Source organism: Saccharothrix sp. NRRL B-16314, assembly GCF_000716595.1.
In the GTDB taxonomy this organism is placed as follows: Bacteria; Actinomycetota; Actinomycetes; order Mycobacteriales; family Pseudonocardiaceae; genus Actinosynnema.
The window spans coordinates 285,369-309,930 of sequence record NZ_JNXC01000001.1 but is presented as its reverse complement, the minus strand read 5'-3'; the positions used below and the strand labels follow the sequence as shown (position 1 = coordinate 309,930).

Here is a 24,562-nt window from a genome sequence, read left to right as displayed (position 1 = left end):
CGGGAGGATGGACGAGTGGGGCTGATCGTGGTCGCGTTGGCGTTCGTCGCCGCGGGTATCTGGTTCGCGGTGGCGCTCGCGCCGGTGCGGAACGTGCCGGCGCGGCTGGCCCTGTTCGCCGTGCACCTCGGGCTGTCCGCTTGGGCGGTGACGGCGACCGCCGCCGAGTTCGGCGCGTCCGACGACCTCGTCCTGGCGTGCGCGGTCGTCGGGCCGGGAGTGCTGGTGGTGTTCGTCCGGCTCGGCGCGCTGCTGGTCCGGCGCAACGACTGACGGTGCGCCGGTCAGCGCACCGTCGTCAGGAAGCTCCGCCACGCCTGCGGGCTGACGGCGAGCCGGTGGCCTTCGGGGTTCTTGGAATCCCGAAGGCCGACCACCCGCTCGCCGTGCGCGACCTCGACGCAGTTCTGGCCCGCAGTGCTGTAGCTGCTAGTACGCCAGGTCAAGGTCATGTCTGCCCCTCTGGTCAGTAGGGGATGGTCTCCCCCGACAGCTCGTCGATCACCTGACCGATCAGCTTCGCCGAGCGCCCGACGTCCAGCGCGTCCGCGATCAACCGGTCGAACGTGAGGTTGTACCGCTCGATGTCGGCTTTGTCCTCCAGGTAGAGGCCACCGGTCTGGTTCTCCAAATAGATCACGTCGGGGTCCTGCCGGCGATCCTCGAACCGGGTGATCACGAACGGACCGCTCATCGCCGGGTGCTGTCCGGCGGAGAACGGCAGCACCTGCAACGTCACCGATGGTTGGTGCGCCAGCTCCAACAAGTGCTGCAACTGCTCGCGCATCACCCGCTCACCGCCGACCACCCTCCGGATGGCCGACTCGTTCAACACCACCCAGAGGTTCAACTCGCCGTTGAGGACCCGCTCCTGCCGAGCCAGCCGCACCTCGGTGTAGCGCTCGGCATCGATGTCGTCCCGTGGGCGAGTGACGTGGTTGACGGCATTGGCGTAAGCCTCGGTCTGCATCAGGCCGGGTACCACTTCGGCCTCATAGGTGCAGATCCGAGTGGCCTCGGCTTCGAGGTTGGCGTAGGTGATGAACTTGGACGTCATCACGCTCGCGTGCTTGTGCCAGCGACCCTGCTCGCGGGCCTCCTTGGCCAGGGCGATCAGCGGCTCCCACTCGGGCTCCGGAACGGCCAGGTAGTCGAGCACCACCTTGACCTCCATCGGCCGGATGGCGAGGAACCCGGCTTCGATCTTGGAGATCCGCCCCTGGGTGCAGTCGAGGACCTTCGAGATGTCGATGTGCGTGCGGTTCGCCTCTTCGCGGAGTCGGCGCAACTCGTGCCCGAGTCGCCGTCGGCGCAAGGTGCTCCCCCGTGGCGCGGTCATGCTGATGATGCCTCCGTCAGGACAGGATTGGGATGACCGCCACCCTGGCCCGGGGGCGCCACCGACGACCAGCCGGACCGCACAGGTTCACCCGATGGTGAGCGATATTCCTCTGGCATATTCCGGAGTTACGCCCCGGAGGTACCGACCCGGGGTTGCCGACCTGGAGTCACCGGTGCCCGTCCAGGCGAGCGCGGAGACCGGCGAGCCGCTGGTCGGTCGGCACCGCGTGCACGGCGTCGAGCCGGTCGAGCACGTCCAGCAGCGCCGGGCTCTCCGCTACCGCCCGCCCCAGCTCGGCCGCGTCCACGACGTGCGGGAACGGGGCGAGCGCCGGGTGGCCGCGGGTCAGCGGCTCGTTGTCGGCGCGCGGCAGCAACACCCGCGAGAACGGGTCGGAGCCCGGGGCGTCGAGCACCACGAGCGTGTCGTCGGTCCGCCGTTCGGCGACCAGGGCGTCGAGTTCGCGCGCGAGGCCGGGGCTCAGCTCGGCCGCCCAGACGATCACCTGGTCGGCGACCCCGATCAGCGTCGAGACGGTGTCGAACCACGTCTCGTCCGGCAGGTATAACCGGACCGGCGCGGTGAACTGGCCGAAGTCCTGCCCCAGCTCCAACTCGGCCGCCGTGGTGCTGGCCACGAGGACCAGTGGTACCGCCGCGGCCAGTTCGCTCAGCGCGGACGCGCCGGGACTGAAGTTGATCACCTGCACGTGGTCCGCGGGCACGTCGTCCGGGTCTTCCCCGAAGGGCGGCGACGCCGCGATCCCGGACCGCTCGGTCAGCTCGAAGTTGCGGAGCAGCAGGACGAACGGCTCGCCGGCGCACAACCACGCACGCACCTGACCGACGGACCTCCGGTGCCGATCACGGGCCTCCCGGGCCAGCTGCCGCATCCGGTTGCGCGGCGCACCCGCCAGCAGCCAGTGCACGAACCCGAGGCCCTTGAACCGACGCCGACGGTCCCAGTACCGCTGGCGCTCCAGGTAGTCGAGCTTCAGCTCGGCCTCGCCCACGTCGAACCGGTCCAGCACGCCGACGGCGTGCCGCGCGCGGCCGACCCACCGGTCCACGTCCGGCGACGCGCCCGGCGCGTCCGCACCGAACTCCGCGGTGATCTCGGCGAACCGCCGACGCGCGTCGGTTTCGCGGTCGACCTGCAGCCACAGCAGCGCCTCGTTGCCCAACGCGTGCGCCCGCCACCCGCGCAGCTCGGGGTCGTCGCTGCCGCGGCACCGCCCGGCGAGCTCCCGCCAGAGCGCGGCCAGTTCGCGGGTCTTGGCCTGGTCGAGCGCGGCGGACCTGCCGCTCAGCTGCACGAGGCCGGACAACGCCCGGCACACCGCCCGCTCCACCCGCACGTCGACCGGGCCGCGGACGGCGTCGACCGCCTCACGCAGCACGCCGACCGCGCGGGCGGTCGTCCCCCGGTCGACCGCCCGCCCGGCGCAGGTGTCGGTCAGCGCCATGATCGCGCGGGCCGTCAGGTCGGGCTCGACGCCGCGGGCGACGTGCCGCCCCAGCCTGCCCAGCACGAGGAACGCATCACCGCCGCGCCCGCGGTCGAACAGCTCCACCGCGACCTCGAACCCCAGGAACGCGAAGGTGTCCGGATCGCCGTGCGCCGACAAGGTGTCGAAGAACCAGTCCAGGAACCGCTCGTCACCGACCCGCGGCCCCGACTCATGCCGCAGCGCGTCCCACCGCACGAGCACCGAACCCACGACCTCCGCCGCGGTGAACTCGTCGTCCATCGGCGTCGACCCCCTGGTCGATCAGGCGGCGGGTGTGGAAGCGGAACGTCGGCGGAGGGCGGGTTTCCGGTCCTTGAAAGTGACCTCGGAGCGGAGGAAGACGAAGAACAGGGCCACCAGGAGCGCCGCACGACCCCACACGCCGATCACCACGGCCTGCGCCGAGAACCCGTCGTAGATGCCCGACGGCTCACCGAACTCGATCGCGTAGTACCACCGGAAGATGCCGACGCCCATCGCGAAGTCGGCCGCGAAGTACGCCGCGACCCAACCCCAGTTCACCCGCAGCAGCACGAACATCGGCACCAGCCACAGCGTGTACTGCGGCGAGTGCACCTTGTGCAGCAGCAGGAACCCGCACAGCATCGCCGCCGACACCGGCACCCACGGGTACGTGCCCTCGCGCAGGTACCGCCGCCACCCGATCCAGCACGCCAGCGCGAACGACGCCACGATCCCCACCGGGGACAGCACGCCGACCACCGTCTGCATGGTCAGGTCCGACATGAACGGGCGCATCGACCAGAACCAGACCGAGTTCGTGGTGATGTCCACCCGCCGCAGGCCCTGGAACGCGAACGACGCCTTCCAGCCCTCCAACCCGACCACCACGAACGGCAGGTTGATCAGCACCACGGTCAGCACGGACGCCAGCGCCACCCGTGCCGCGCCGACGAAGTCGTACCGCGTCCCGCGCGGCAGCCCTCGCCCACCGGGACCGCCGGTCAGCACGTACAGGCACAGCGGCAGCACGAAGATCGCCGGGTAGATCTTGAACGCGAACCCGATGCCCAGCAGCACCGACGCGGCCACCGCGCGGTCCACCAACGGACGCTCACGCCGTCCCCAGCCCCGGTGCACGACGTACACCGCCGCCACCGCGCAGAACACGACCGGCAGGTCCCAGTTGTGGAACGCGTACAGCACCATCGGCGGGCCGAGCGCCCAGATCAGCGCCCGCCACCGGCTCAGCTTGCCCAGCAGCCACCCGGTGGCCAGCCCGAACGGCGCCATCAGCAGCGCCGAGAACAGCAGGAACGCCGCGTCGGTCTGCGCGAAGATCGCACCCGCCCAGATCAGCAGCCCGGTCAGCACCGGGTACTCGACCACGCCCCCGACCAGCACGCCCTTGCTGTTGATGCTGCCGTGCACGTACGGGAACACGTGCCGGTCGACGTCACGCCCGATCCACAGGTGCTGGATGTCCGAGTAGCAGACTTCGGCCTTGTTGCGCTCCTCGTAGTCCGGCGCGCTGCGGCCCCACTGGTCGAACTCCGGGCCGGTGCAGCGGTCCTTGTTCAGGAAGCCGACGAACATCGTCAGCCCGCACAGGAGGACGACCGCGGCGAGCGCGACCCGACCGAACCGCGGCAACCGCGACCCGGCGTCCGCGCGCTCGGGCACGGCCACCACCTCCCGTGTCACGCTCATCGGCCCAAGTGCTCGCGGAGGAACGCGATGTCCGCGGCCTGGCCCTCGTCCGGTGTCTCGACCAGCACCGGCGAACCGGCGGCGGCGGCCACCGCGACCAGTTGCTCCGGGTCGATCGTGCCGGACGCGATGTTGGCGTGCCGGTCGCGCGCCGAGCCGAACTCGTCGCGCGAGCTGTTCAGGTGGACCAGGTCGACCCGGCCGGTGATGGCCTTCACCCGGTCGACGATGCCGACCAGGTCCTCGCCGGAGGCGAACGCGTGGCACGTGTCGAGGCAGAACCCGGCGCCGAACTCGCCGACCGCGTCCCACAGCCTGCCGAGCATGTCGAACGTGCGCGCCATGGCGTTGTCGCCGCCCGCGGTGTTCTCGATCAGGATCGGCACGGCGAAACCGCCGCTCTCCGCCTGCCGCTCGAACATCTTCCGCCAGTTCGCGATGCCGGCGGCCGGGTCCTCGCCCTTGGTGACGTGGCCGCCGTGCACGATCAGGCCCTTGGCGCCGACCTTGGCCGCCGCCTCGGCGTGCTGGAGCACGATCTTCCGGGACGGTATCCGGATCCGGTTGTTCAGCGACGCGACGTTCGCCAGGTACGGCGCGTGGATGAAGACGTCCAGGTCGGACGCCAGCAGCCCGTCGGTCTGCGGGTGTGGTGCGGGCGCCTTCCAACCCTGCGGGTCGGCCAGGAAGAACTGGACCACGTCGGCACCGCGCTCGACCGCGGCGCCGAGCGGGTCGTCGTCGCGGACGTGGGCCCCGATGCGCATGACTGTGCAGGGTAGTCGGGCGGTGCAACGCACCGCCGACGGCCGCCGATACGAAATATGTCACCGCGCGGGGGTGGTTCGCGTCACCATCAGCACCTACGCTCGTTACTTGCAAGTAGGTACCCGTGCTCGCACGGTTCGGAACCCGGACCAGGCACTGCCAGGAGGCCAGACATGCGGACCCGGCTCACCCGACTGCTGAGCGCGGGCGCCGTCGTCTTCGCGGTCGGCGCGGCGGGGGCCGCAGCCGGGTCCGGAGCCGCCGTGGCGGCCGAACCCGTCGTCGTGGGCAGCTGCGCGACCACCGTGCAGGGCGCGCCGGGCACGCCCGTGTCGCTGAGCACGACCGCCGTGCTCGACCCGGTGGTCGACCTGATCCGGGCCATCCCGCTGCTCGGTCCGCCGCTCGCGGACCCGTTCCAGCAGGCGTTCTCGGCCCTGCCGCCCATCCCGATCGGGGTGATCCCCACCGGCACCGGTGTGATCACCGGCGGCGAGATCGCGGACAAGGTCAACGCCGAGCTGGTCAAGCTGCCGCTGCTCGGGCCGATCATCGTCACCCTCTCCACCGGCGTGCGCACCGAGCTGACCAAGCTGTGCGGCGTCGCGGTGCAGGGCGTCAACACCGCCGTCGCGCCCGTCCAGGACGGGTCGAAAGCGATCGCGGACGGCTCGCAGCAGGTCGTCGGCGCGATCCCCGGCCTGCCCGGCGCCAAGCCGTCACCGACCGAACCGCCGCAGGCGGGGAAGCCGGGCGAACCGGGCACCCCGAACCCCGGCGCCCCGACCGAGCGGCAGGACCCGCTCGCCCCGGTCGGCGGTGTCGACGGGCGGCTGGACGTGCCGCTGTACGGCTCGAACCCGTGGGGCGGCAACTTCGGCCGCGTGCCGCTGTTCGGCTACGGCTCCCTGCCGTTCGCCATCCCCGGCCGGTACGCGCCGGCACCGGGCGTGCGCTACGGCGGCGGGGTGAGCGGCTACCGGCCCGGACACGGGCTGCCCGGCGCGGACGACTCGGACGGCGTGCAGACCGCGGGCCGTGCCCAGGCGCTGCCCGGCATCGGCCGGATGGGCGGTGGCGTCGCGGCGCCCGTGTTGCTCGCCGTGCTGCTGCTGTCCTGCGTGACGGGCGCGCTCGTGCGGACGTGGGTGCTGCGGCGCGCGGTGGCCTGAACCCCGCTCGAACACCCGGCTCGAACACCCGGTCGGCTCCGAGGCCAGGTAAAGAGCACGTCCGGGGCCTGTTACCCTTCGTGGAGTTGCTGACGCGACGACCCTCCTGCCACGGAACGTCCGTGGCCGCCGAGTCCACAGGAGGTGAGTGGTCTTCATGCGTCATTACGAAGTGATGGTCATCCTCGACCCCAGTCTCGACGAGCGCACGATCGCGCCGTCCCTCGACACGTTCCTCAACGTCATCCGCACCACGGGTGGCAACGTGGAGAAGGTCGAGGTGTGGGGCAAGCGCAGGCTGAGCTTCGAGATCAACAAGAACCCCGAGGGCATCTACGCCGTCCTCGACCTGATCTCCAGCCCGGAAGCAGTGAAGGAACTGGACCGCCAGCTGGGCCTCCAGGAGACGGTGCTCCGGACCAAGGTCATCCGCCGCGAGCCCGCCAAGGCCGCGAAGGTCGCGGCGAGGATCGCCGCCAAGGCCGCGGTCAAGGCTGCCAAGAAGGCTTAGGAGCCGCTCACCATGGCTGGCGAGACGACGATCACGGTGGTCGGGAACCTGACCGCCGATCCCGAGCTGCGCTTCACCCAGTCCGGCGCCGCGGTGGCGAGCTTCACCGTGGCATCCACCCCTCGCACGTTCGACAAGGCGAGCGGCGAGTGGAAGGACGGCGAAGCGCTGTTCCTGCGGTGCAACGTGTGGCGTCAGGTCGCGGAGAACGTGGCCGAGTCGCTCACCCGCGGTTCGCGCGTGCTCGTTTCCGGGCGGCTGCGCCAGCGTTCCTTCGAGACGAAGGAAGGCGAGAAGCGCACCGTCATCGAGCTTGAGGTCGACGAGATCGGCCCCTCGCTGCGCTACGCGACCGCGAAGGTCAACAAGGTGAGCCGCGGGGACGGCGGCGGCGGCTTCGGCGGCGGCGGTCAGTCTCGCGGTGGCGGCGGCAGCGCCCCGGCCGACGACCCGTGGGGCTCCGCGCCCCCGGCCGGCTCCGGTGGCTTCGCCGACGAGCCCCCCTTCTAGACCGGCACCGGTCCACTCCACACTTCACTGCGTAATACCAGGAGTCCACACATGGCCAAGCCGCCTGTGCGCAAGCCCAAGAAGAAGGTCTGCGCGTTCTGCAAGGACAAGAACGCCAACCTCATCGACTACAAGGACACCACCCTGCTCCGGAAGTACATCTCGGACCGGGGCAAGATCCGCGCCCGCCGGGTCACCGGCAACTGCTCCCAGCACCAGCGCGACGTCGCGGTCGCCGTCAAGAACGCCCGCGAGATGGCGCTGCTGCCCTACACCTCGACCGCTCGCTGAGAAAGGGGAGGGCATCGTGAAGCTCATCCTCACCGCTGACGTGACCGGCCTCGGCGGCCCCGGCGACATCGTCGAGGTCAAGGACGGCTACGGCCGCAACTACCTGCTGCCCCGCGGCCTGGCGATCGTCGCCACCAAGGGCGCGGCCAAGCAGGTCGAGGTCATCCGCCGGGCGCAGGACAACCGCCGGGTCCGCGACCTCGACCACGCCAAGGAGATCAAGGCCTCGCTCGAGGGCCTCGGCTCCGTGACGCTGAAGGCCAAGGCCGCGGCGGGCTCGAAGAAGCTGTTCGGCTCCGTCACCTCGTCCGACGTCGTGTCGGCCGTGCGTGCGGCCGGCGGCCCGACGCTGGACAAGCGGGCCGTCGAGATCGCGGGTCACATCAAGACCCTCGGCAAGCACTCGGTGAGCGTCCGGCTCCACCCGGAGGTCACCGTGTCGCTCTCCGTCGAGGTCGCGAACGCGGGCTGACGTTTCCACCGGAAGCGCCGTTCGACCAGGTGTTCTGGTCGGACGGCGCTTTCGTGCGTTCGGCTGTGGACAACCCTTGTGACGGGTGGACCGCGACACGCCGTGCCGACGGTCACACGCGACACGCCGAAGGTGTGACCCACTACTTTTCCACAAACTTATCCACAGGGTTTGACCTGCGGATACTTTTGTTCAGGGCCGAGTTGTACCCAGGTTGTCCACAGCTTTCCCCAGGCCTGTGGTCAGCTCGGCGCGACCATCCCCAAGCTGTCCACCGGCTTGTCCACAGGCTCGTTTGCCTACGCCATCCAGGTGGCTCTAGCGTCGCTGGATCGCCGGGCGTGGCCTAGCCGAAATTGTCGGACCCACGGGGTACAACATCCGCACGGCAGCAGAATGGGGTGAGCTCACGGTGGCGCTGGTGGACGACCGGGGCATGGCCGAGCCCGGCTTCGAACGGCAGCCGCCGCAGGACCTCGCCGCCGAGCAGTCGGTGCTGGGCGGGATGCTGCTGAGCAAGGACGCGATCGCCGACGTGGTCGAGGTCCTGGCGCCCAACGACTTCTACCGGCCCGCTCACCAGGCCGTGTACGACTGCGTCCTCGACCTGTACGGGCGGGGTGAGCCGGCGGACCCGATCACGGTGTCGGCCGAGCTGGAGCGCCGGGGTGAGCTGCTGCGCGTCGGCGGCGCCCCGTACCTGCACACCCTCATCGCCACCGTGCCGACGGCCGCGAACGCGTCCTACTACGCCGAGATCGTGGCGGAGAAGGCGGTGCTGCGGCGGTTGGTCGAGGCCGGGACGCGGATCGTCCAGCTGGGCTACAACGGCGCCGAGGGCGCCGACGTGGACGAGGTGGTCGACCGGGCGCAGGCCGCGATCTACGAGGTCACCGAGCGCCGCACCACCGAGGACTACGTGGTGCTGGAGGAGCTGCTCCAGCCGACCATGGACGAGATCGACGCCATCGCCTCGCGCGGCGGCTCGTCCCTCGGCATCCCCACCGGCTTCGCCGACCTGGACGAGCTGACCAACGGCCTCCACCCCGGGCAGATGATCATCGTCGCGGCCCGGCCGGGTGTGGGCAAGGCCCTCGCGCTCGACACCCCTCTCGTCACCCCCACCGGGTGGACGACCATGGGCGAGGTCGCCGTGGGCGACCGGCTCATCGGCGCCGACGGCCGGCCCACGACGGTGGTGGCCGCGACCGAGGTGATGCGTGGCAGGCCGTGCTACGAGGTCGAGTTCTCCGACGGCTCGGTGCTGGTGGCCGATGGCGAACACCAGTGGCTCACCGAGACCAGGGCGTCACGCCGTTCGGCACGGGAGACCGAGGTGGGGCGACAGCGCGCCATCGGTGGTGTCCGCACGACGCAGGAGATCGCCGCGAGCCTGCGCTGCGAGACGGCGGACCGACGGCTCAACCACTCGGTGTCCACCACCCGACCGCTGGACCTGCCGGACGCGTCGCTGCCCATCGGTCCGTACACGCTCGGCGCGTGGTTGGGTGACGGACACCCCGCGAGCTCCAGGTTCACCGCGGCGGATCCCGAGATCGCGTGGAACATCGAGGCCGAGGGCTACGACGTCGTGCCTCGGGGCGGACTGCTCCACGACATCGAGCTGCCCGTTCCCGGTTCGCCCACGTCGAGCCCGGTGCAGGCGCTTCTGCGCGGCCTCGGCGTGCTGGGGGACAAGCACATCCCGACGACTTACCTGCGGGCATCCGTCGCACAACGGCGGGCGCTGCTGGCGGGGCTGCTCGACACCGACGGCACGGTGACGGCCGGCGGGTCCGTGCAGTTCGCGGTGACCGACCGGCGCCTCGCCGAAGACGTCCGTGAATTGGTGGTGAGCCTCGGCTACCGGTGCTCGACCACCACCAAGCGGGTTCGCGGGCGCGGCGAGCTCACTTCCACCGCCTACGTCCTGACCTTCGGCACCGACGACGACGTGTTCCACCTGGAGCGGAAGCGACTGGTGCTCAAGGAACGGCGGCGCAGCCGGAGCGCGGTCCGAACCGGGTCGCGGTTCATCGTCGACGTCCGCCCGATCCCGAGTGTGCCGGTGCGCTGCGTCGAGGTGGACAACGCCGACCACCTCTACCTCGCCGGCCGGTCGATGATCCCGACCCACAACTCGACCCTGGGACTCGACTTCGCGCGGTCGTGCTCGGTGAAGCACGGGTTGACCAGTGCGATCTTCTCGCTGGAAATGTCGCGGACCGAGATCGTCATGCGCATGCTGTCCGCCGAGGCGCGGATCAGGCTCGGTGACATGCGCGGTGGGCGGATGAGCGATGACGACTGGACGAGGCTCGCCCGGCGGATGAGCGAGATCAGCGAGGCGCCGCTGTTCGTGGACGACTCGCCGAACCTGACCATGATGGAGATCCGGGCCAAGGCGAGGCGGTTGAAGCAGCGCCACGACCTGCGGCTGGTGGTCGTCGACTACCTCCAGCTGATGTCGTCGGGCAAGCGGACCGAGTCGCGGCAGCAGGAGGTGTCCGAGTTCTCCCGGAACCTGAAGCTCATCGCCAAGGAGCTGGAGGTGCCGGTCATCGCGATCAGCCAGCTGAACCGTGGCCCGGAACAACGCACCGACAAGCGTCCGCAGCTGTCCGACCTGCGTGAATCCGGTTCGCTGGAGCAGGACGCCGACATGGTGATCCTGATCAACCGCCCGGACGCGTGGGAGCGGGACGACCCGCGGGCCGGCGAGGCGGACCTGATCATCGCCAAGCACCGCGCCGGCCCCACCGCCACCATCACCGTCGCCCACCAGCTGCACTACAGCCGTTTCGCCGACCTCGCCCAGGGCTGACGGGACCGGCGTCGAACCGCCGTTGCTGCTCTTGGTGGTGGACGAAGGCGCCCGCACGTCCCCATGGTCGGTGGGCAGGGAGGTGCCCAGTCCCGCCTCGACCGCTGCCCAGTCGACCCGTTCGTCGGCGCCGAAGTCGGCGGGCATGATGCGCAGCAGCGCGTCGACGTCACCGGGGCTTGCCGTCGTTCCCTCCGCTGTCGGTCAGGTCAGGTCGTGGTGGAGGCGCAGTTCGGTCAGCTCGGTGCCGCCGGGTCCGCGGTCGAGCTGGGAACGTCCGGTGTCCGTCCAGCCGTTGCGGTGGTAGAAGCGCAGGGCGGGTTCGTTGGTGTCGAGGACCCACAAGCCGGCGTGGGTGAAGCCGGCGGACCGGAGCCGGTCGAGGGCGGCGGCGTGGAGCAGGGTGCCGATGCCGCGTCGCCAGACGTCGGGTGCCAGGTACAGCGCGTAGAGGTCGCCGAGCGCTGGGTCGGCGCGGTCGGCGGGCACGAGCGGCGGGCCGGTCGAGGCGAAGCCGACGACGGCGTCGGCGATCGTGGCGACGACCGCGCCGGTGCGCGGAGCGCGGGCGGTGAGGACCTTCGACCAGAACTCCTCCCGCTCGGGGACGGACAGGCCGGCCAGCACGTCGTCGGGGAGCAGACCTCGGTACGCGGCGCGCCAGGACCGCACGAGCACGTCGGCGATGGCGTGGGCGTCGGCTTGCGTCGCGTCTCGGAGCTCGACCACGCTGCCGATGCTTTCATGGTCGGAAGCCCGCGAACGCCATCACCGCGGTGGTGGGTGGAGAGGTGTCCCGGTGTGCGAAGTAGATCATGAGGCGGCGGTCGCGGCGGTCGCGGAGCTGACTGTGGCGTACCCGCACCTCGTGCGGGAGCCTCCCCGGCACCTCGCGCTGGTGGGGTGCGAGGACGTGGCGTGGTCGGCGATCCCCGGCTGCCCGGAGGACGTCCCGGTCGTGCTGCGCGGCCTGCTCGATCCCGACACGGCCGAGGAAGCCGAGCGCGCGCTGAGCCTGCTGGTGATGTCAGGGCCGATGCGCATCAGTGCCGTGATGCCGGCGGTCGTGCCGTTCCTGCTGCGACTCGCGGCCGACCCCTCGGTGCCCCGCCGTGGTCGTCTGTTCGACGTCGTGCTGGTGGCCGCGGCCCTGTCCGAGCCGACCGACCCCGACAACGCGGCGGCCCTGGCGATGAGTGGTCGGGAGGAGGACCACCCCGAACGAGCCCTGTGCCGGGCGGCGTTCGCAGCCGACGCGGAGTGGGTGCGCCGGCTGCCGGCCGACGACGGACTGCCGGAAGGCGCGGAGCTGCGCGACTACGAACGCGATTACCTGGTCGAAGCCGCCGGGCTGTGACGCGCACGAACCCGTTGCCCTGACTCGAACTGCTCCCGGGATCCGGCGCACGACCCGGTGTCGGGCACTGGACAGCTCAAGTCCGAAGCGTTCCCGGACCGCAGAAGTGCGCATACGATCAAGGGATGCCACCCGACGCGGCGCGGCGCAGCGACCGTTCGAGGCGGGCGATCCTCGTGGCCGCGCTGGAACTGGTCGAGGCGCTCGGCTACTCGAAGTTGACCATCGAGGCGGTGGCCGCCCGAGCCGGGGTCGGCAAGCAGACGATCTACCGGTGGTGGCCGTCCAAGGGTCCGCTGCTGTTCGAGGCGTTCGTGGAGCTGGGACCGGCGTGGGCGGACGCGGTGCCCAGTGGGGACCTGGCCGCCGACCTCAAGCGCGAGTTGCTGGTCGCGGTGGAGGAATCGGCGGAACGGCGGTTCGACCAGGTGTGCCGGGTGCTGGTGCACGAGTCCCGCACCGACCTGGTGACGTTGCTGCTGATGCCGCGCCGGGTGGTGCTGGAGGAACGGCTGCTCGCGGCCAAGCGGTCGGGCGAGGTGCGGGTCGACGTCGACGTGTCGGCGGCGGTGGAGTTGCTGCTGGGGCCGGTCTACCAGCGCTGGTTGCTCCGGACCGCGCCGTTGACCGGTGACTTCGTCGACGCGATCGTCGATCTCGTGCTCCGCGCGCTGAGGGAACGACCATGATCGGTAGTCTTCGCCGATCATGGAGTACGCCGTGGTCGACGTGGAGACGACCGGCTTCGCCGCGCGTGGTTCGGACCGGATCGTCGAAGTCGCCGTCGTGCAGCTGGATTCCGCCGGTCGGGTGACCGGCGAGTGGTGCACCCTGCTCAACCCCGGACGTGACCTCGGGCCGCAGCACGTGCACCGGATCCGGGCGGCGGACGTGTGGCACGCGCCGACGTTCGCGGACGCGGCCGGCGCGTTGGCGGCGCGGCTCGCGGGGCGGGTGGTCGTCGCGCACAACCTGTCCTTCGACGCCCGGTTCCTGACCGCCGAGTTCGCCCGCATCGGGGTGGACCTGCCGGTGGGCGGGCTGTGCACGATGCGGCTCGCCGCCCGGTACCTGCCGGAGCGGGTCGGGCGTTCGCTGAGGGCGTGCTGCGAGGCGGCCGGGGTGGTGCTCGAATCGGCGCACTCCGCGTTGCACGACGCCCGCGCCACGGCCCGGTTGTTCGCCCACTACGTCGGCTTCGGCGTGCCGGACGCCGAGCCGGTGCCGGACGTGCCGCTGCGCGGGGATGTCGCCGAGGTGCGACGCGGGGCGGCGGCGGTGCCGCGGCGACGGTCGGAGTCGGTCACGCTGGCCCGCGGTGACCGGGTGGTGTTCACCGGGCAGATGCGCTCGCCGCGCGACGAGTGGATCGACCGGGCGGCGGCGCTCGGGCTGGTCAGCCAGGGGTACGTGACCAAGGCGACCAGGGTGCTCGTGGCCGCGGACCCGTTCACGTTGTCGAGCAAGGCGCAGCGGGCGCGGGCGTACCGGGTGCCGATCGTGTCCGAGGTGGACTTCGCCGGGATGCTCGGCAGCCTGGGTGTTACACCGCCGGCCAAAGATCACCGGACCGGGTGGCCTCGGGCCTATTGAAAAGCCCGTGGCCCGAGTGGAGGCTCTTCACGGACAGGCGCTGCGCTCGGCGGAAGGCACGAGCCCATGAGTACCGTGCAGATGACGGCTTCGCTTGCGGTGTGGGACGAATTCGTCTCCGCGCTGCCGGTCGGGGTGCTGCTCCAGGACGAGAACGGCGTGGTCCTCGCGGCGAACCGGCTGGCGTCGACGCTGCTCGGCGACGCCTCGGCCCGTGACGACTCCGGTGCGCCGTTGCCCAGTTGCGCCGAGCTGGCCGCGCAGGTGCTGCGCACCGGGTCGCCGCTGACGATCCCGGTGGTGCTGCCGCACGCCCAGGTCTGGGCCGACTACCACCCGATCACCTCGCGCAGCCAGGTCCTGGTGCTGCTGCGACCGGTGCAGTCGGACGTGCCGCACAGCGCCGGGCTGCTCGACGCGCTGACCGGGCTGCCGGGGCGGGCGCTGCTGCTCGACCGGCTGGACCAGGCGTTGATCCGCGCCCGGACGCAGGGGACGCTGGCGACGCTGGTGCTGGTGGACGTGCACCGGATGGCGGCGGTGAACGCGGCCCACGGCTTCCGGCGCGGTGACGAGCTGCTCGCGGTGCTGGCCCGCCGGCTGCGGGAGGGCTTGCGGGCGGACTACACGGTGGCGCGGTACGGCGGTGATTCGTTCGCCGTGGTCGCGGAGCACCCGGACGGCAGCGGTGAGGCGGTCGCGGAACGGGTGCACGAGCTGGCCGGTCGCGCGGTGCGGCTCGGCGGCGCGCGGGTGCGGCCCGGCGTGCGGGTGTGCTGGGTGACCAGTGACGGTGACGCGCCGCCGCACTCGGTGGTCGCGCACGTCGAGGAACGCCTGCGCACCTGACCCGACACGGGACAGGGCCCCTGGCACGTCGTGCCAGGGGCCCTGTCGCGGGAGGGTGGTGGATCAGATGCGCGGCATCACGGTCGTGTCCTCGAGCGAGTTGAACACGGTGCGGGCGTCGATGCCGGCCAGCGCGGGCGCCTGGGTGCGGTTCGTGAGGTCGTTCGTCCGCAGACCCTGGTGCGGGTTGACGTTCAGGCCGGTCAACGCCATCTGCGGCATGGCCGGGGCCGCGGTGCGCGGCTGGGCCAGACCCGGCGTCGGCAGCACGAACGGCAGCGCGGCCGGGACCGCGACGGACGCGCCGCGGGCGATCCGGCCGACGACCGGCACGCTGTTCAGCGGCAGCTGCTGCTGCAGACCGGGCGTGGCGCCCAGGTCGCCGACCAGCGGCAGGGTGCCGCCGAACGAACGGTCCTCGGCGGCGTCGGCCCGCGCGGCGCGGGACAGCTCGGCACCGGACATCCCGGAACGCGTCGCCGCGGCGCGGGACACGCCCGACACCGCGGACACGACGGGCAGCTCACGGGTGACGCCGCTCAGCCGGTCCACGATCGTCGGCAGCGCGTGCCGGGTGTCCTCGACCTTGCCGAGCGGGTCGATCACACCGACCTGCGGCAGCTGGTCGGTGACGGGCGCGAGAGCGTCCACCTGCGGCACGGCGGGCAGCTGCTCGGTCGGCAGCTCCAGCTTCGGCAGCACGGCGGTCGCGTCGTCCAGGCCGGAGGTCGGCCCGGCAACGGCGGGCTTCGGCGCCTGCGCCACCACCGCGCGGGTCGCCGGGTCGACGCCCGCCAGGCCCTTGACCGGCAGGCCTTCGAGCCCGCCGAGGCGCGGCGTGTGGAGCGTCATCAGGTACCCCGGCAGCGTTTGCAGCATGTCCAGGCTCGGCAGCTCGGTGGCGCCCAAGAGGCTGTCGACCGAGGCCGGCAGCTCGATGCCCCGGGTCACGCCGACGGCCGGTGCCTCGCCCGCCCTGTCCGCGCCGGTCCGCACGTCGTTGCGGTCCTGCGTGTTGGCGGTGGCGGTGCCGAGCACGTCCAGCGGGATGCCGAACAGGCGGGCGAACGCCTCGGTGGGCACCTCGATGTCCCGCGCGCTGGCGGCGCCGTAGCCGGACGTGGTGGTCTCGCCACCGGACCGGCTGGACGACCGGCTGCCGGTCGCGGTGTCGGCGAGGCCGCCGACGCTGACCGCGTCACCGTGCACCGCCGGCGACACGCCCGCGGGCGCGGTGACCAGGTTGCCGGACCACGCGCTGTCCTCGCCCGACGTCAGGTGCCGGCCGCCGGCGGTCAGGCCGGCCTTGTTGTCCGTCCGGGACGTGCCGTTGCCGGCGACCGAGACGGCGTCGCCGAACACCTGGAGCGGAACCGCCGGCTGGGCGCCGACGCCGTTGCCCGAGAACGAGCCGTCGTCACCGGAGGTCTGCACGTCGCCACCGGAGCGGGAGGCGAAGTCGTTGGTGCTGTCGGACCGGGCGTTGCCGCCCGCGCCGACCGCGCTGCCGAACACCTGCGGGGACGACGATTCCGGCAGCGACACCACGTTGCCCGAGAGCGAGCCCTCGTCGCCGGTGGTCATGGCCGAACCGCCCGAGCGGGAGTCGAGCCGGTTGTTCGTGGCGGACGCGCCGTTGCCGACGCCGACGACGGAGTCGCCGAAGACCTGCGCCGGGTTCGAGGTGGGCGCGTGCACGACGTTGCCCGACACCGATCCGTGGCGGCCGTTGGCGCTCGGCGGGTTGCCGAGGTCGATCGTGGTGTCGCTGTCGGTCCGCGACGTCGGGTTGGCGACCGCGCCGCCCGAGTTGCCGAACACCTGGCCGCCCAGGGCGGTCGGGGTGGACACGACGTTGCTGGACACCGTGCCGTTGTCGTCGATGCTGGTCGGCACGCGGCCCGAGCGGATGACCTTGGTCTCGGTGGCCCGGCCCGACGGGGTGCCCACCGCGCCGGTGCCGTTGCCGAACGCCTCGGCGGGCGCGCCGATCGGGACCTGGCCGACGTTGCCCGAGCCGACCGCGTCGTTGCCGGTCGTGCCGTTGTAGCCGCCGGAGTCCGCGATGACGTCGTTGCGGCAGCCGCCCTCGGCGATGCCGCCCGCGGTGGTGCCGTTGCCGCACAGGTCGACCGCGCCGGCCGGGGGCAGGTGCGCACCGTTGGACGACAGGACGGACCGGTCGCCGTTGGTGAACGTGTCGCCGCCCGCGGTCGCGGTGGCCTCGTTCGAGTGCCGGGCCGTGGTGGTGCCGACGCCGGACGTCGCGTTGCCCGCGTTGGACACCGGCAACGCCACCGGCGAGTCGGCGAAGTTACCGGACAGCACCGAGTCCTGGCCGGAGGTGGAGCTGTTGCCGCCGGCTTCGGCGGTGTGCTCCATCGAGTTGTCGACCCGGGCGAGGCCACCGCCGGTCAGGGCGTTGCCGCCGGTGGCGACGGGACCGGCGAAGGCGGGCTGGACGGTGTTGCCGGCGAGGGTGCTCCCGTTGCCGGAGGTGGTGGACCACATCGGCGTGCCGTAGCGGTTCACGCGGGTGTCGCCCGCGTCGGCGGACGCCTGGTTCTCGGCGATCGCGTCGGCGGTGCCCGCGGCGGCGACACCGTTGCCACTGACCGCGACGATCGGGGCGAGCGGCGCGCCGAGGACGTTGCCGCCGCCGGAGCTGCGGTCACCGGTGGTGGTCAGCGAGCCGCCGGCGGCGGTGCTGTTGGACGCCGAGGCGTCGGTGTGCGAGTTGCCGCCCGCGGCGACCGCGTTGTCGGTCACCTGGACCGGCACGGCGCCCTGGACCGCGGCGATGTTGCCGGACAGCGAGCCGTCCTGGCCGGAGGTCTGGACGTCACCGCCCGCGACCGCCCGCTGCTCGGAGGAGCCGCGGGCCTCGGCGTTGGCCAGCGCGGCGATCGCGTTGCCGTCGACCTGCGGTGAGACCGCCGCAGCGCCTTGCGCCACGTTGCCGGCCAGGGTGCCGTACGAGCCGTCGGTCTTGGTGTCGCCGGTGCTCGAGACGGACCGGGTGCAGGTGTTGTCGCTGTAGGCGTCGCCGCCCGCCGCGATCGCGTTGCCGCACGCGCTGACCGGCACGACCACGTCGGCGTCGGCGGTGTTGCCGCGGGTGAGGTGCGACGTGTCCACCGAGTCCAGCCGGTGCTGCGCGCCGCGGACCAGGGGGTTGGCCGGTGCGGCGGCGCGGCCGGGGAGCAGGCCCGCGACGGTCGGCGTGGCGATCTCGCGGTGGATCGTCGGCAGGTCGCGGTTGCCCGCCGGGGTGCCCAGGTTGTTGTGGTCGACGTCGACCGGGATGCGCACCTTCGCGTCGAGCGGGTTCGGCGGTGCGTCGGGGTTGACGTTGTCCTGGGCTGAAGCGATGCCCGTACCGAGCATCAGCAAACCACCAGTGACAAGTGCGGTCTGGAGACCGCGCTTGGCCCAGGTTTGCATGAGTTCTCCTTCTTTCGGTGTCCCTTGCGGGAGGTGAGGGGTGGTCGGACGCGGAAACCGCGTCACAGACGGACGACCACCCTGATCGGGGGGCGTGGAAGGCGCGGCACGTCGACCGGGAAGGCAGCGCAGACGAACAGCGCGCCGGTCGATCACCGGGTCAGCTCGTGGACGAGCTGCCGCGGACCGCGCGCTGTGGTCAGTCGGGCGTGGTGCCGGGCTGCTTGCCCGGTGCCACGACGTTCCGCTCGGTGGCGGGGAACAGAGCCCTGGCCACCGCGGCGTCGAAACGGTCGGTCGAGACGGCCGAGAACGGGCCGTTGCCGCCGCCGGAGGAACCGGAAGCGTCGCCACCGCAGGAGCAGTGGACCGGCGCGCCGAGCGGCGCGAACGGCATCAACGGCATTCCGGAGGGGCCGCCGGGCAGCGACGAACCGGTGTCGGCCGGCAGCGCGGTGTTCGCCTGCCGGGTCAGGTCCAGCCACATCGGGCCGGCCTTGCGGGACACCCCTTGCACCACCGGGGTACCGGCGGGAACCGGCGCGGCGGTGGCGGCCGGGGTGGCCTCGGTGACGCGCTGCGCCGAGTCGCCGCCGGCCACCGCTTCGGTGGTCGACTGCTCGGACGTGCGCGTCTGGAACCAGCCGCCGAAGTTCTCGACGGCGTCGCGGAGGTCTCCGGTGACGCGGCCGATGTCAGGCGGGCCGGATTCGCGCACCCGTGGGGTGCGGATCGTGGTGTCGAGCTCTCGCACGGCTTCGCCGACGGGGACCGGCACGACCTGGTCCAGCGTGACCGGGGTTCGGCCGACCGGCGTCCGGGTGGCCTCGTCGAGCGTGGCCTCGAACGGGTTGTGCCGCGCCACCGTGACATCGGTGAGCGAGGTGGTGCCGGTGACCTGGTCGACCGGTTCCTGCGCCGACGCCGGAGCCGCGGCCAGCGCCCAGGCGGCGGCGGAGCCGGCCAGCGTGCCGCCGACGACCAGCAGGGCGCGGGAGAGCAGCCGCCGAACGCGGCTCGCCCCCGATCCCTCTCGCTGGTCGACGTGCGACATCGCTGCTACCTCCGCCTGGAAGCCCTGGGTTTCGCCGGCGACGTGATCCGGTGATCAAGCCGACGACGAGAGCGTGCCAGTAGGTGCGTCGCCGGCGCACTCGATCGCCGCCCTGTTCGCCGTATCGTGTGACGAACACTCCGTGTTGTCGACCGTCACGGCGTGTGATCAGACGCGCTTGAGCACCCGTGCCGCGCCGGCGGCGGCCGTGGACGCCAGGATCCAGCCCACCGCGATCAGCGTGCTGGAGATCCACTGCGAGGCGCCGCTGAACCGCCACTTGCCGTCCTGGCCGAGGTCCACGATCGGGATCAGCAGGTCCATCGACAGCAGCCACGCGTTCCACGACGGCGACTCGTCCTCGTTCAGCTTCGGCATCTCGTGGCCGAGGAACCACCCCGAGCCGGCCAGCCAGAACGCGGCCAGCCAGGCGATCGCGAGCCACGGCCGGTAGCCGTAGCCGACCGTCCAGCGCTGGAGGAAGCCCCACACCCGGCCCGCGACACCGAGTTCCGAGTAGCGCCGGTGCTGCTTCTCCAGCTGCACGGCCTGCGCCAGCTCCTCCTCGCCGCCGTCCCGGTACACCGCCGCCAGCTGCTCGTACGGTCCCGGCGCGAAGTCCGGCTGCACCTCGCGCAGCCACCGCAGCCGGGTGCGCACGCCGACGTGCGGCGTGGACGAGATCGAGCTGAACGTGAAGTCCTCCACGTCCACACCGCCCGTCGCGGCCCACAGGCCCGGCCCGTCCAGCACCGTCGTCGCGCGCACCCTGGTCAGCACGACCCGGCCGACCGGGGTGCGGTCCTCGGACAGCCGCAGCACGAGCTGGCTCACCGTGAGCCCGTAGGCGTTCAGCGCGATGTCGCTGCCCGGACCGCCCAGCCGGGCACCGGCGAACGTGGCCATCTTGCCGACCTCGGCCAGCCTGGTCCGCACGCCGCCGACGGCGGTGAAGCCGTGGCTGCACAGGAAGTCCTTGCCGATGGTGGCGACGCGGGCGTCCAGCGACGGTTTCACGGTGCCGTCCGGGCGGCGGCGCGGTGCGAGCAGGGACGCGCCGGAGCAGTCGAGGGTGGAGCCGATCTCGGCGTTCTGGAGGCGCAGTGAGCCGCGGGCGCGCAGGTCGCGGAGGAACAGGGTGCCGCCGACCCGGAGGCGGTCGGCGAACAGGACGTCGATGCCGGGGCCGTGCAGCTGGACGCCGGAGAGCGACGCGCTGCCCCGCACGTGCGCGTCCACCAGGCGCACCTGCCCGTACGCGCACAGGGCGGAGTCGCGTTCGCCGTCGCCCTTGAAGCCGCCGTCGACCGCGCCGCGCGCTTCGAGGTCGCCCCGCACCCGGATGCCGTCGGCGTGCAGGGCCACCGGGATGCGCTGGTCGCCGGTGTGATCGGTCTGCTCCCGCACCACGTCCTTCCGGCCGATCACCGCGCCGGACAGCCGCAGGTAGCCGCCGATGTCGGCGTTGGGCAGGCGGACCGTGCCGGACGAGGTGAAGCCGTCGTCCAGTTCCACGTTGCCGTCGACCCGGAGGCGGTCGGCGACGAGCGCGGCGGCCTCGTCGGCCGTGCCGCGCGGGATCACCAGGACCGGGCGGTCGACCACGCTGGCGTGCAGGCGGGCGCCGGAGAACACGACGCTGCCACCGACGCGCGCGCCGTCGAGCAGGATGCGGCCCTCGGCGGTGAACCGGCCGCCCTCGGCGTCGCAGAACAGGTTGCCCGCGATGGTGGCGCCGGTGGCGTCGAGGGCGTTCTGGCCGGCGTTGAGCAGGCGCGCGCCGCCGAGGTGCACGTTCCCGCCGACGTTCGCGCCGCGCAACCGCACCTCACCGCCCGCGCGCAGCGCGATGGCCTGGAGGGAGCCGGACAGCCGGATGCGGGCGGCGAGCAGGGCGTGGTCGCCGCCCTTGCTCCGCAGCACGGCGCCGGCCAGCCGGAACGTGCCGTCGACCGTGGCGTCGGTCAGGTCGACCACGCCGTCGCTGGTGAAACCGGCCTCCAGCACCAGGTCGCTGGCGACGCGCAGGTTCCGACCCCACAGGCCGGGCACCTTGCAGCCGCGCATCCGCAGGCCGATCAGGCGTGCCATCCGGAGGTCCGGTGGCCGTTCGAAGGTGCAGTCGAGGAAGTCGATCACGTGCTCGACCCGAGCACCCTCGACCGCGAACAGGCCGACGACGTTCGCGCCGACCAGGCGGAGGGCGGCGTTCCGGGGGCCGTCGGCGAGGAGGGACGACAGGAGTTCGCCCCGGACGGTGCGCTCGCGCTTGGGTGCCTTCGGGTCGAACCGCAGCGGGCGTCCGGCGGCGAACGCGGCGCGCACGGCGTCTTCGACGCTCCGAGGGGTGGCGGCGGCTCGTCTGGTGGTGGCGGACGGGGCGGTGGCGGCGGACGGGGCGGTGGCGGCGGCGATCCGGGCGGGTTCGACCGCAACGGGGGTGTCTGCGGGCTTGGCGATGTCTGCGGGCTCGGCGGCTGCGGCGGGCTCGGCGTCGACGGTCGCGGCGGTGTTGGCGGGGTCGTCGGCGGTCACGGTGCGATCCGATCACTCGTGGCGTGGGTCGCGCCAGGGTTTGCCGGAAGCCGAAACGTGTGGTTCGACATGCCCCGACGCGACACCCGCCATGTCCGACCAGCACACTCTCGCGGTCGGTGCGGGCTACCGTGATCGGCGTGACGGGGACGGAAGCGGAGATCGGCAAGAGGGTGCCGCGACTGCTGCGGGTGTCAGCGGCGTTGAGCTGGCGGTTCGTGGCGGTGGTCGCCGCCCTCTACGTGGTGTTCCAGGTGGTCGGGTTCCTGGCCACGATCGTCATCCCGACCGGGGTGGCGCTGTTGCTGGCGGCGTTGCTGTCGCCGGCGGTCTCGCAGCTGACCCGGTCCGGCATGCCGCGCGGGCTGGCCACGGGCGTGGTGCTGGTCGGCGGCATCGCGGTCGTCGGCGGTGTGCTCACGTTCGTCATCACCGAGTTCTCCAAGGGCCTGCCGCAGCTGCAGGAGCAGGTCAGCGCGAGCCTCGACACGATCCGCGGCTGGCTCAAGGACGGCCCGCTGCACCTGAGCGACCTCCAGCTCCAGCAGTACCTCGACAAGGTCGTCGAGACGGTCAAGGAGAACCAGTCCGAGATCACGTCCGGCGCGCTCACCACGGCCGCCACCGTCGGCGAGCTGCTGACCGGGTTCATCCTCGCGCTCTTCACGCTCATCTTCTTCCTGCACGACGGCGACGGGATCTGGAAGTTCATGATCCGGATCGTGCCGCGCGACGTGCGCGAGCGGGCCGACGTGGCGGGGCGGCGCGGGTTCTCCTCGCTCGTGTCGTACGTGCGCGCAACGGCGCTGGTCGCGGTGGTGGACGCGGTCGGCGTGGGCATCGGCCTGTGGATCGTGGACGTCCCGCTGGTGGTGCCGCTGTCGGCGCTGGTCTTCCTCGGCGCGTTCATCCCGATCGTGGGCGCGGTGATCACCGGCGCGGTGGCGGTGCTGGTGGCGCTGGTGGCCAACGGGCCACTGGAGGCGTTGATCATCCTGGCGGTGCTCATCGGGGTGATGCAGCTGGAGAGCCACGTGCTGCAACCGCTGCTGCTGGGACGCGCGGTGAAGCTGCACCCGTTGGCGGTGGTGCTGGCGATCACCGCCGGCTTGGTCGTCAGCGGCATCGCGGGCGCGTTGCTGTCCGTGCCGCTGCTGGCGGTGCTGAACTCGGGGATCAGGTCGTTGCTGTCGGAGTCGGACCGGGCCGTCGAGCCGCGCCAGGTCGACGTCCTCGAACCGCAGGAGAGCGGTCCCGTGGACACCGGCGGTGAACGGGTCGAGGACGTCGACGACCGGGAGGAACCCGACTCGGACCACAGCGGGAAGCAGTAGGTCAGGCCATCTCGACCAGGTTGCGGCCGTAGCCCTTGGCGGCGAGCAGCGCGGCGTCGGCCGCGACCAGCAGGTCCGGCAGCTCGTAGCCGAACCGCTGGGTGGTGGCCACGCCGATGCTCACCGTCAGCCCCGTGAGCAGGTGTTCCCTGCCGTCCGTGCCGACCGTGGGCACGGCCAGGTCGGCCACGGCGTGCCGCACGCGTTGCGCCACGGAACGCGCGATGGCCGGTTCCGCGTCGGGCAGCAGCACGACGAACTCCTCACCGCCGAACCGCCCGACCAGGTCGCCGCTGCGGACGGTGTTGGTGAGCAGCAGCGCCACCGCGCTCAGCGCCGAGTCGCCCGCGAGGTGGCCGACCTCGTCGTTCACCCGCTTGAAGTGGTCGAGGTCGAGCAGCATCACGGCCATCGGCCGGCTGCGGGTCCGCGCCTTCGACAGCTCGTACCGCGCGCGGCCGTCCCAGTGCACGGCGTTGGCCAGGCCGGTCTTCGCGTCGCGCTGCGCGGAACGCCGCCAGTGCGGCAGCTGCGCGGCGCGTTCCAGCAGGGCCAGCGGCGGCCCGGCCATCAGCGCGTGGACCGCGGTGGTGGCGGAGGAGAAGCCCATCAGGCCGCCGATGCTCACCGCGACGATGCCCAGCACGACGTCGATCGGCTCGCCGACGACCTCCTCGCCGGGCGCGCTCGGGTTGCGCAGCTTCAGGCCGAGCGCGATCACGCCCGCCCGGACCACCAGCAGCACCGTCGCGCCGAGCACCATGACCGCCAGGTCCGTGCTCGGCTGGGCCCAGCCGATGACGTAGCGGGTGCTGAACACGGCCAGCGCGGTCGCGGAGAGGGTGAACACCCAGCGGTGCGACTCGGGGCGTTGCGCCAGCACGCCGTGCAGCGCGGGGCCGAAGAGCAGCAGCACGAGCAGGTTGCTCGGCAACGCCACCAGGCCCGCGGTCAGGTAGCAGAGGTGCGCGGCCCACGGGTTCCGCTCGGGCTCGCCCACCCGGTGGCTGTAGATCGAACTGCCGATGATCACGGCGCCGGCGGTGCCCGCGACGGCCGCGAACCGGCCGATCTCAGCCGGTGTCGGCTGGGGTGACGACACGATCGCGAAGACGACGACGGCCAGTGCGCCGAGGTCGACGAGCAGCCAGTAGACCAGCGCGGACCGCTTGAGCGTCCACAGTGGCCAGCGGCGCACGCTGAGCCCTCCCTCGCCAGCAGCAGCCTGCGAGCGTCCCCTCCCCCGAGGTCACGCTCCGTGACCTCCGTCAGCCTTCCACAGATGTCGATGTCGGAACAGACGGCCACCTGGGGGTTAGCCACGC

At 72.1% G+C, this 24,562-nt stretch carries 22 protein-coding genes; 12 read left to right on the top strand and 10 right to left on the bottom strand.

The features are described from left to right. Window positions 1-15: 15 nt before the first annotated feature. Window positions 16-273, top strand: coding sequence for a hypothetical protein (locus OQ02_RS01495; RefSeq protein ID WP_033436344.1), 258 nt, complete (start codon window positions 16-18; stop codon window positions 271-273). An 11-nt stretch (window positions 274-284) separates the two neighbouring features. Here OQ02_RS01495 and OQ02_RS42095 read toward each other — a convergent pair whose 3' ends face one another. From OQ02_RS42095 to OQ02_RS01475, 5 genes are all read right to left on the bottom strand, one after another. After that, window positions 285-452 carry a DUF397 domain-containing protein gene (locus OQ02_RS42095; protein WP_081915322.1) on the bottom strand — a complete coding sequence of 56 codons (168 nt, stop codon included), beginning with the start codon at window positions 450-452 and terminating at the stop codon, window positions 285-287. A gap of 14 nt (window positions 453-466) precedes the next feature. Beyond that, the gene (locus tag OQ02_RS01490; protein ID WP_197043189.1) at window positions 467-1,315 is read right to left on the bottom strand and encodes a helix-turn-helix domain-containing protein; all 849 of its coding nucleotides are present in this window, start codon (window positions 1,313-1,315) and stop codon (window positions 467-469) included. 193 nt (window positions 1,316-1,508) lie between these two features. Then, the gene (locus OQ02_RS01485; protein WP_033436342.1) at window positions 1,509-3,092 is read right to left on the bottom strand and encodes a hypothetical protein; all 1,584 of its coding nucleotides are present in this window, start codon (window positions 3,090-3,092) and stop codon (window positions 1,509-1,511) included. Window positions 3,093-3,113: 21 nt separating this feature from the next. Beyond that, entirely contained in the window at window positions 3,114-4,523 is a 1,410-nt protein-coding gene (locus OQ02_RS01480; protein ID WP_197043188.1) for a glycosyltransferase family 87 protein, read from the bottom strand. After that, window positions 4,520-5,290 (bottom strand): deoxyribonuclease IV, encoded by a 771-nt coding sequence (locus tag OQ02_RS01475; RefSeq protein WP_033436341.1) that lies wholly within the window; start codon window positions 5,288-5,290, stop codon window positions 4,520-4,522. The genes OQ02_RS01480 and OQ02_RS01475 overlap by 4 nt, the downstream gene beginning before the upstream one ends. 174 nt (window positions 5,291-5,464) lie before the next feature. Here OQ02_RS01475 and OQ02_RS01470 point away from each other — a divergent pair, with 174 nt between their 5' ends. The 6 genes from OQ02_RS01470 to dnaB all read left to right on the top strand — a co-directional run bounded on the left by OQ02_RS01470 (window position 5,465) and on the right by dnaB (window position 11,071). Continuing rightward, complete coding sequence (locus OQ02_RS01470) at window positions 5,465-6,463, top strand: hypothetical protein (RefSeq protein WP_033436340.1); 999 nt, start codon at window positions 5,465-5,467, stop codon at window positions 6,461-6,463. 157 nt (window positions 6,464-6,620) lie between these two features. Beyond that, window positions 6,621-6,974 carry a 30S ribosomal protein S6 gene (rpsF, locus tag OQ02_RS01465; protein ID WP_081915380.1) on the top strand — a complete coding sequence of 118 codons (354 nt, stop codon included), beginning with the start codon at window positions 6,621-6,623 and terminating at the stop codon, window positions 6,972-6,974. Window positions 6,975-6,986: 12 nt separating this feature from the next. Continuing rightward, a complete protein-coding gene (locus OQ02_RS01460) occupies window positions 6,987-7,484 on the top strand; it encodes a single-stranded DNA-binding protein (protein ID WP_033436338.1) in 498 nt (165 codons plus the stop codon). Between the two features lie 51 nt (window positions 7,485-7,535). Next, window positions 7,536-7,775: a 30S ribosomal protein S18 gene (gene rpsR / locus OQ02_RS01455; RefSeq protein ID WP_015805710.1), complete on the top strand. Its 240-nt coding sequence runs from the start codon at window positions 7,536-7,538 to the stop codon at window positions 7,773-7,775. 13 nt (window positions 7,776-7,788) lie between these two features. Next, the gene (rplI, locus tag OQ02_RS01450) at window positions 7,789-8,247 is read left to right on the top strand and encodes a 50S ribosomal protein L9 (RefSeq protein ID WP_033436906.1); all 459 of its coding nucleotides are present in this window, start codon (window positions 7,789-7,791) and stop codon (window positions 8,245-8,247) included. A gap of 412 nt (window positions 8,248-8,659) precedes the next feature. Next, complete coding sequence (gene dnaB, locus OQ02_RS01445; RefSeq protein ID WP_033436337.1) at window positions 8,660-11,071, top strand: replicative DNA helicase; 2,412 nt, start codon at window positions 8,660-8,662, stop codon at window positions 11,069-11,071. Window positions 11,072-11,275: 204 nt separating this feature from the next. Here dnaB and OQ02_RS01440 read toward each other — a convergent pair whose 3' ends face one another. Further along, window positions 11,276-11,800 (bottom strand): GNAT family N-acetyltransferase, encoded by a 525-nt coding sequence (locus OQ02_RS01440; protein WP_051771488.1) that lies wholly within the window; start codon window positions 11,798-11,800, stop codon window positions 11,276-11,278. A gap of 70 nt (window positions 11,801-11,870) precedes the next feature. On the opposite strand from OQ02_RS01440, the gene OQ02_RS01435 reads away from it, so the two are divergent. The 4 genes from OQ02_RS01435 (at window position 11,871) to OQ02_RS01420 (ending at window position 14,870) form a co-directional block, all read left to right on the top strand. Beyond that, entirely contained in the window at window positions 11,871-12,428 is a 558-nt protein-coding gene (locus tag OQ02_RS01435; RefSeq protein WP_033436335.1) for a hypothetical protein, read from the top strand. A gap of 125 nt (window positions 12,429-12,553) precedes the next feature. Next, complete coding sequence (locus OQ02_RS01430; protein WP_033436334.1) at window positions 12,554-13,117, top strand: TetR/AcrR family transcriptional regulator; 564 nt, start codon at window positions 12,554-12,556, stop codon at window positions 13,115-13,117. Window positions 13,118-13,136: 19 nt separating this feature from the next. After that, a complete protein-coding gene (locus tag OQ02_RS40690) occupies window positions 13,137-14,021 on the top strand; it encodes an exonuclease domain-containing protein (RefSeq protein ID WP_051771485.1) in 885 nt (294 codons plus the stop codon). 81 nt (window positions 14,022-14,102) lie between these two features. Then, complete coding sequence (locus OQ02_RS01420; protein WP_231499825.1) at window positions 14,103-14,870, top strand: diguanylate cyclase domain-containing protein; 768 nt, start codon at window positions 14,103-14,105, stop codon at window positions 14,868-14,870. A 63-nt stretch (window positions 14,871-14,933) separates the two neighbouring features. Here OQ02_RS01420 and OQ02_RS01415 read toward each other — a convergent pair whose 3' ends face one another. The 3 genes from OQ02_RS01415 to OQ02_RS01405 form a co-directional block, all read right to left on the bottom strand. Next, window positions 14,934-18,314, bottom strand: a complete 3,381-nt coding sequence (locus tag OQ02_RS01415) for a hypothetical protein (RefSeq protein ID WP_156076831.1) — start codon at window positions 18,312-18,314, stop codon at window positions 14,934-14,936. A 199-nt stretch (window positions 18,315-18,513) separates the two neighbouring features. Beyond that, window positions 18,514-19,368 (bottom strand): hypothetical protein, encoded by an 855-nt coding sequence (locus OQ02_RS01410; RefSeq protein WP_033436331.1) that lies wholly within the window; start codon window positions 19,366-19,368, stop codon window positions 18,514-18,516. A 168-nt stretch (window positions 19,369-19,536) separates the two neighbouring features. Further along, entirely contained in the window at window positions 19,537-21,903 is a 2,367-nt protein-coding gene (locus OQ02_RS01405) for a hypothetical protein (protein WP_231499824.1), read from the bottom strand. A gap of 140 nt (window positions 21,904-22,043) precedes the next feature. Here OQ02_RS01405 and OQ02_RS01400 point away from each other — a divergent pair, with 140 nt between their 5' ends. Beyond that, window positions 22,044-23,237 (top strand): AI-2E family transporter, encoded by a 1,194-nt coding sequence (locus OQ02_RS01400; protein ID WP_081915379.1) that lies wholly within the window; start codon window positions 22,044-22,046, stop codon window positions 23,235-23,237. Between the two features lies 1 nt (window position 23,238). On the opposite strand, the gene OQ02_RS01395 is transcribed toward OQ02_RS01400, so the two are convergent. Beyond that, the gene (locus OQ02_RS01395; protein ID WP_033436329.1) at window positions 23,239-24,435 is read right to left on the bottom strand and encodes a GGDEF domain-containing protein; all 1,197 of its coding nucleotides are present in this window, start codon (window positions 24,433-24,435) and stop codon (window positions 23,239-23,241) included. Window positions 24,436-24,562: the final 127 nt, after the last annotated feature.

Excerpts from the sequence above, each read along its gene's own strand:
- OQ02_RS01420 (WP_231499825.1), top strand. The coding sequence starts at position 14,103 with ATGACGGCTTCGCTTGCGGTGTGGGACGAATTCGTCTCCGCGCTGCCG.
- OQ02_RS01430 (WP_033436334.1), top strand. The coding sequence starts at position 12,554 with ATGCCACCCGACGCGGCGCGGCGCAGCGACCGTTCGAGGCGGGCGATC.
- OQ02_RS01480 (WP_197043188.1), bottom strand. The coding sequence starts at position 4,523 with ATGAGCGTGACACGGGAGGTGGTGGCCGTGCCCGAGCGCGCGGACGCC.
- OQ02_RS01415 (WP_156076831.1), bottom strand. The coding sequence starts at position 18,314 with ATGCAAACCTGGGCCAAGCGCGGTCTCCAGACCGCACTTGTCACTGGT.
- OQ02_RS01470 (WP_033436340.1), top strand. The coding sequence starts at position 5,465 with ATGCGGACCCGGCTCACCCGACTGCTGAGCGCGGGCGCCGTCGTCTTC.
- OQ02_RS40690 (WP_051771485.1), top strand. The coding sequence starts at position 13,137 with ATGGAGTACGCCGTGGTCGACGTGGAGACGACCGGCTTCGCCGCGCGT.
- OQ02_RS01485 (WP_033436342.1), bottom strand. The coding sequence starts at position 3,092 with ATGGACGACGAGTTCACCGCGGCGGAGGTCGTGGGTTCGGTGCTCGTG.
- OQ02_RS42095 (WP_081915322.1), bottom strand. The coding sequence starts at position 452 with ATGACCTTGACCTGGCGTACTAGCAGCTACAGCACTGCGGGCCAGAAC.
- OQ02_RS01460 (WP_033436338.1), top strand. The coding sequence starts at position 6,987 with ATGGCTGGCGAGACGACGATCACGGTGGTCGGGAACCTGACCGCCGAT.
- rpsR (WP_015805710.1), top strand. The coding sequence starts at position 7,536 with ATGGCCAAGCCGCCTGTGCGCAAGCCCAAGAAGAAGGTCTGCGCGTTC.
- OQ02_RS01475 (WP_033436341.1), bottom strand. The coding sequence starts at position 5,290 with ATGCGCATCGGGGCCCACGTCCGCGACGACGACCCGCTCGGCGCCGCG.
- rpsF (WP_081915380.1), top strand. The coding sequence starts at position 6,621 with ATGCGTCATTACGAAGTGATGGTCATCCTCGACCCCAGTCTCGACGAG.
- OQ02_RS01410 (WP_033436331.1), bottom strand. The coding sequence starts at position 19,368 with ATGTCGCACGTCGACCAGCGAGAGGGATCGGGGGCGAGCCGCGTTCGG.